General features: G+C 52.7%; 5 protein-coding genes. 4 read left to right on the top strand and 1 reads right to left on the bottom strand.

Annotation, left to right across the window (positions count from 1 at the left end; genetic code table 11):
- From R3177_RS13030 to R3177_RS13040, 3 genes are all read left to right on the top strand, one after another.
- A partial coding sequence (locus tag R3177_RS13030; RefSeq protein ID WP_318971459.1) for a protein-L-isoaspartate O-methyltransferase occupies nucleotides 1-480 on the top strand: 480 nt, incomplete at its 5' end.
- Entirely contained in the window at nucleotides 477-1,649 is a 1,173-nt protein-coding gene (locus R3177_RS13035) for a hypothetical protein (RefSeq protein ID WP_318971460.1), read from the top strand. The genes R3177_RS13030 and R3177_RS13035, both read left to right, overlap by 4 nt.
- A gap of 30 nt (nucleotides 1,650-1,679) precedes the next feature.
- On the top strand, nucleotides 1,680-2,978 hold the full coding sequence (locus R3177_RS13040; RefSeq protein WP_318971461.1) for an erythromycin esterase family protein: 1,299 nt from the start codon (nucleotides 1,680-1,682) through the stop codon (nucleotides 2,976-2,978).
- Between the two features lie 45 nt (nucleotides 2,979-3,023).
- On the opposite strand, the gene R3177_RS13045 is transcribed toward R3177_RS13040, so the two are convergent.
- On the bottom strand, nucleotides 3,024-4,388 hold the full coding sequence (locus R3177_RS13045) for an MBL fold metallo-hydrolase (protein WP_318971462.1): 1,365 nt from the start codon (nucleotides 4,386-4,388) through the stop codon (nucleotides 3,024-3,026).
- A 337-nt stretch (nucleotides 4,389-4,725) separates the two neighbouring features.
- Between R3177_RS13045 and R3177_RS13050 the strand changes: the two genes are divergently transcribed.
- Nucleotides 4,726-5,261, top strand: a 536-nt coding sequence (locus R3177_RS13050) for a peptidoglycan recognition family protein (protein WP_318971463.1), incomplete at its 3' end; no start/stop codon positions are given.

Raw genomic sequence — 5,261 nt, forward strand, 5'->3', positions numbered from 1 at the left:
CAAACCATTAGTCAGCCTTATATTGTGGCCTATATGGCACAGGCATTAAGCATAAACGCTGATGATAAGGTGCTGGAAATTGGCACCGGTTGTGGCTACAACGCCGCTGTGTTATCTCACCTGGCCAACCAGGTATATTCAATTGAGATTATTGAATGGCTGGCTAATCTGGCAAAGAAAAACCTGCAGAAAACCAATATCAGTAACATTGAAAGTCGCTATGGCGATGGCTATGAAGGCTGGCCTGAACAGGGGCCTTTTGACGCGATTGAACTGACCGCCGCCCCGGCAAAAATACCCCAGACCCTGAAACAACAGCTGAAAATCGGCGGCCGGCTGCTGGCGCCGGTAGGCCGGCTGGAGCAGGAACTGGTGCTGCTGGAACGGGTCAGTGAAGATGACTATCAGGAAACCAGATTATTGCCGGTGCGCTTTGTGCCTATGACAGGCAAAGCCGGTAAAGCGGATAGCGACCAATGAGCCCGCAACTAACAAGCGCCCCTGCTGAACAGGCTCACGCTCTGATGCAGGGTTTTGCGAAGCGCACCGGTCTGGTTGGCGACAGCGGTGATCGGACCCGGCGTTATTTATGGACAGATGCCTTTGCTGTGCTGAATTTCCTGGCGTTGACCACGCTGGACAGTGCTTCGGATAATCCTCAGGACAATGTGCAATCATTCGGCAAGCTGGCGATGCGTACCATTAACCAGGTGCATTTTTATCTCGGCCAGTTTGCAGCAAATGACCCAAGACACGGCTGGATAAGTGGTCTTGAAGGTGATAACGGCCGCGAGCATCCGACGGTTGCGGGTCTGCGAATTGGCAAAAAAATGACGGAGCGCAAAGAAAGTGAACGCTACGATCCAGCGCTGGAATGGCAGCGGGATGGTCAGTATTATCATTACCACACCCGCTGGATTATGACGTTGCTCAAAGCCAGCCAATATTTTAACGATCAGCAACTGGCTGTCTGGGCCGCTGAACTAAGCCTTGCTGGCAGCCGGTTTATCACTGAACAGCATGGGCTGGGGCCTGCCATGTGCTGGAAGATGAGCGTCGATTTAACACGGCCACTGGTGCCGGCGATGGGGGCTCATGATCCCCTGGAGGGATTGCTTTGTGCCTTGCAAGCACATCACCAGACAGAGCAGTTCAGTCAGGAATTTTCGAGCTACATTAAAAAGTTACAGCAACTTTGCGAGCGTTCACACTGGGCCACCGATGATGCTCTGGGTATTGGCTGCTTGCTGGTGAATGTCGTGCGCGCGACTGAACTGCAGACTTATTGTCAATTGCCAGCGTCGGTTCAACCTGGGGCGTTACTCAAGGCAGCCGAGCAGGGGCTGAACACCGTTCACCACGCCTTTGCCCATAACCGGGCCGCCGGACACCGGCTGGCCTTTCGCGACTGTGGTTTGTCACTGGGGCTGCGTGTTTTGCAGGGAAACCTGGCTTTTTTAAACGAACATGACACAGCGCCACAGTTTGGCGCTGCTATCTGGCAACTTGCCGACGACATTGAGGCTTTCTGGCTGGATAAGCAGCATCAGCAGGCTGCCACCTTTAAAGATCATCTGGATATTAATGAGGTCAGTCTGGCAGCCAGTTTACTTGCCAGCGCCACGCCGCAGCTTTACGGCCGTCTGTAATATCCTGTCTGGATAACCAGGAGATTAATGATGACAGAGTCAATTATTAACACTATTAGCCAGTGTAAACACGACTTCAGCAGCACCGAAGATTTAGGCCCGCTGCTTGAAGCCATTAGAGATAAGAAAGTAGTAATGCTTGGCGAAGCGTCTCACGGTACCCATGAGTATTACCAATGGCGCGCCCGGATTTCTAAAGTATTGCTGGAGCAATACGGTTTTGATTTTATTGTGGTAGAAGGCGACTGGCCCCCCTGCTACGAGTTAAACCGGCACGTAAAGCACTATGATGATGCCATTGCTGATACCACACAGGCGCTGAAGGAATTTCAACGCTGGCCTACCTGGATGTGGGCTAACTGGGAAGTTCACGAGTTTGCGACCTGGCTGCGCGAGTTTAACCAGACACGGCAGGAAGACCAGCGCAAAGGCTTTTATGGTCTGGATGTATACAGCCTGTGGGAGTCAATGGATGCCATTATGAATTACCTACGCGACGAAGACCCTGATGCCTATGAAACCGCGAAAACGGCAATGCGGTGCTTTGAACCATATCGCGATGAGGACGGCCAGCGTTATGCTATTGCCACCCGGCTGACGCCTGAAGGCTGCAGTGATGAAGTCAGTAAGCTTTTAGCCAAAGTTCGCAGTAAAGCACCAACCTACAACCATGATCGGGAAGAAGCCTTCAGTGCCGAACAAAATGCCACCGTCAGTAAAAATGCTGAGCATTATTACCGGGCAATGGCCAACGGCAGCGAGTCGACCTGGAATTTGCGTGACAGGCATATGATGGATACGCTCGACCGGCTGATGGCGTTTCACGGCAAAAATGCCAAAGGAATTGTCTGGGCCCATAACACCCATATTGGTGATGCGTCTTTTACCGATATGGCCAATCAGGGACTGACCAATCTTGGCGAGCTGGGCCGTCAAGCGTATGGCAGCGAGCAGGTGGCGCTTGTCGGGTTTGGCAGTTACCAGGGTAACGTAACGGCGGGCAGCGCCTGGGGTGCCAGGGTTGAAAAAATGGAGCTCCCCCCCGCCCGGCAAGGCAGCTGGGAAGATTTCTGCCACCGGTCTGGTAAGCAGTTCTTTTTACACTCCAAAGACTTGCAATCTAATCCGGCGCTGGCGCGACCTATTGCCCATCGTGCTGTTGGGGTAGTATACAATCCGAGGCATGAACGCTACGGTAACTATGTGCCGACAGTGATCCCCAAGCGGTACGATCATTTTGTATTTTTCGCTGACAGCCGGGCCCTGCACCATATCGATATCAGTGACGATAGCGCTAAAATGCCTGACACTTATCCGCACGGGTTTTAGAGAGCCGATATGCTGAGTTCGCGCACTGGCGGTATTGCTGCCTGTTCACTCAACAGGCAGCTCAAGCGCTTGCCAGGCTTTGATACCTCCTAATAAATTGCGCACATCCTTAAAACCTGCCCTGAGTAAAATACTGACAGCCAAACCGGCGCGATGTCCCACACCACAGGTAACAACCACAGGCTTGGCTTTGTTCAGAGGCAGTTCGCTGAGTTTGTCAGCCAGATAGCCGACATAACAATGCACGGCCCCCGGGATATGCCCGCTGTCGAATTCATCAATTTCGCGTACGTCCAGCACTTGTGGCTTACTGTCCATGTTATCTAATGCCCGGGGAGTTATTACGCCACTGTGCACCACGCTTTGTCCGGCATCCCGCCAGCTTTCAAAGCCGCCTGCCAGCGCCCCCCTGACATTGTCCAGACCGATATTGCTTAAATGACGAACCGCAGTGTCGACATCTTCGTTACGATCTGTAACCAGACAGATAGTGCTTTCGGCATGCCCTATCCAGCCACCAAACACCGGCAGACCGCCAAGCCAGATACTGTAACTCTGTGGAATATGGCCCCCGGCGAAAGCTTCCGGCAAACGGGTATCGAAAATATCAGCCTGGCTGACGGCTTTAGCAAATTCTGCTGCGCTCAGTAAGCCAGTATCGCCATCTCGTACCGCAGGAGGCATCCCCCCTTGCAGGTTGACCTTTTCCATATGCCGGAAGTAGGGCGGTCGCGGCAGCCGTTCACTGCCTTTTTTCATAGAAAATTCTTCACGCGACAGCGTAAAGACATCATTATAGGTTTTTTCATCACCCAGGGTTGACCAGGAACGCTCAGCCATACCGCTCCCGCAGACCGAGCCCGGGCCATGGGCTGGCAGTACTAAGGCGGTATCGCCAAGCCCGGCCAGCTTATTATGCACCGCATCGTAAATACGGCCGGCATTTTCCACGGCTTTGCGCTGATCCGGTAAGTCTGACCGGCCGGTGTCACCGAAAAATAATGTATCGCCGGTAAATACCGCCCATGCGGCATCGGCATTATCATCTTTATAAACGGCATAACACATACTTTCCGGCGTATGACCCGGGGTATGTAACGCCCTGATTAACAACTGCCCCACGTAAAAGGTATCACCATCCTCCAGCCGGTAATCGCCATGGCCAAAGGTTTCGTGCTTGCCATTGTAAATGCTGGCGCCGGTGCGCCTGGCTAACCATGTTGATCCCATGACAAAATCTTCATGACGGTGAGTCTCCACAATATGGGTGATGCGGGTTGCCATGTCCCGGGCGGTATCAAGATATTGCTGAACGTGCCGGCTGGGGTCGACTAACATCGCCTGCTCACCATCTGCCAGTAACCAGGCATAATGAGCTATGCCGGGCGTTGCTATGCGTCTAAGCTCCATCGTCTTTGTCTCCTCTGATAAGGCAGTTCTATTTGCCGGCAAAGCTGATGCATAATTAGTACCCTTATCTGAAGCTGTCTGGCTGAATTTTTCAATTCACTCTGGCTGGCATGCCGTGGCGGGTGGCCGCTCAGCTGTGCTGAATCAAGCCAGTACAGCCACAATGCAGCAGGCCACCAGGACCCAGGCAGCGCCGGCAGGTTTTACCGATGACGGTAATATTTACATTTACCGGAACAATGCTACTCTTTGTCCCTGCCCCCCTGTTACCGGTGCGTGTCAGCCGTTGACTCGCGGGTGCTGCGCTGCCTGTCTTAACCTCACATAAGGAACCGCCATGAAGACAATACTGCTCTGTCTGATCGGGATAGCTGCTCTGTTATCGGCGGCACAAGCGATGCCTGACGATTTACTGATTATTCAGAAACCGATTGTATTTGATGATAAGCGTAAAGCGCTTACGCTTGAGTATATGCAACAACGCTATGGCCTGATCCAGCAGGAGCCAACCATTGTACCGAGGATGGTGGTAGTACACTGGACAGTGATCCCAACCTTTGAGCAGACATTTGCTGCGTTTAACCCGCCAGAACTACCGGCAGCCAGAGCGGGCATCCGCACCGGGGGAGCGTTAAACGTATCCAGCCAGTTTGTCATTGACCGCGACGGCACGATTTATCAGTTAATGCCGGAGACCACAATGGCACGACACACCATTGGCCTGAATTACACGGCAATAGGTATTGAAAATGTGGCCGATGGTAACGGTTTACCGATGACCGATGCACAGCTTACGGCCAATACCAGACTCATTAAATATCTGGCCCAAAAGTACCCGATAGAGTATGTACTGGGTCATAGTGAGTACCACCG

The organism is Arsukibacterium sp., from assembly GCF_033722355.1.
Classification (GTDB): Bacteria; Pseudomonadota; Gammaproteobacteria; order Enterobacterales; family Alteromonadaceae; genus Alishewanella.

Excerpts from the sequence above, each read along its gene's own strand:
- R3177_RS13035 (WP_318971460.1), top strand. The coding sequence starts at position 477 with ATGAGCCCGCAACTAACAAGCGCCCCTGCTGAACAGGCTCACGCTCTG.
- R3177_RS13040 (WP_318971461.1), top strand. The coding sequence starts at position 1,680 with ATGACAGAGTCAATTATTAACACTATTAGCCAGTGTAAACACGACTTC.
- R3177_RS13045 (WP_318971462.1), bottom strand. The coding sequence starts at position 4,388 with ATGGAGCTTAGACGCATAGCAACGCCCGGCATAGCTCATTATGCCTGG.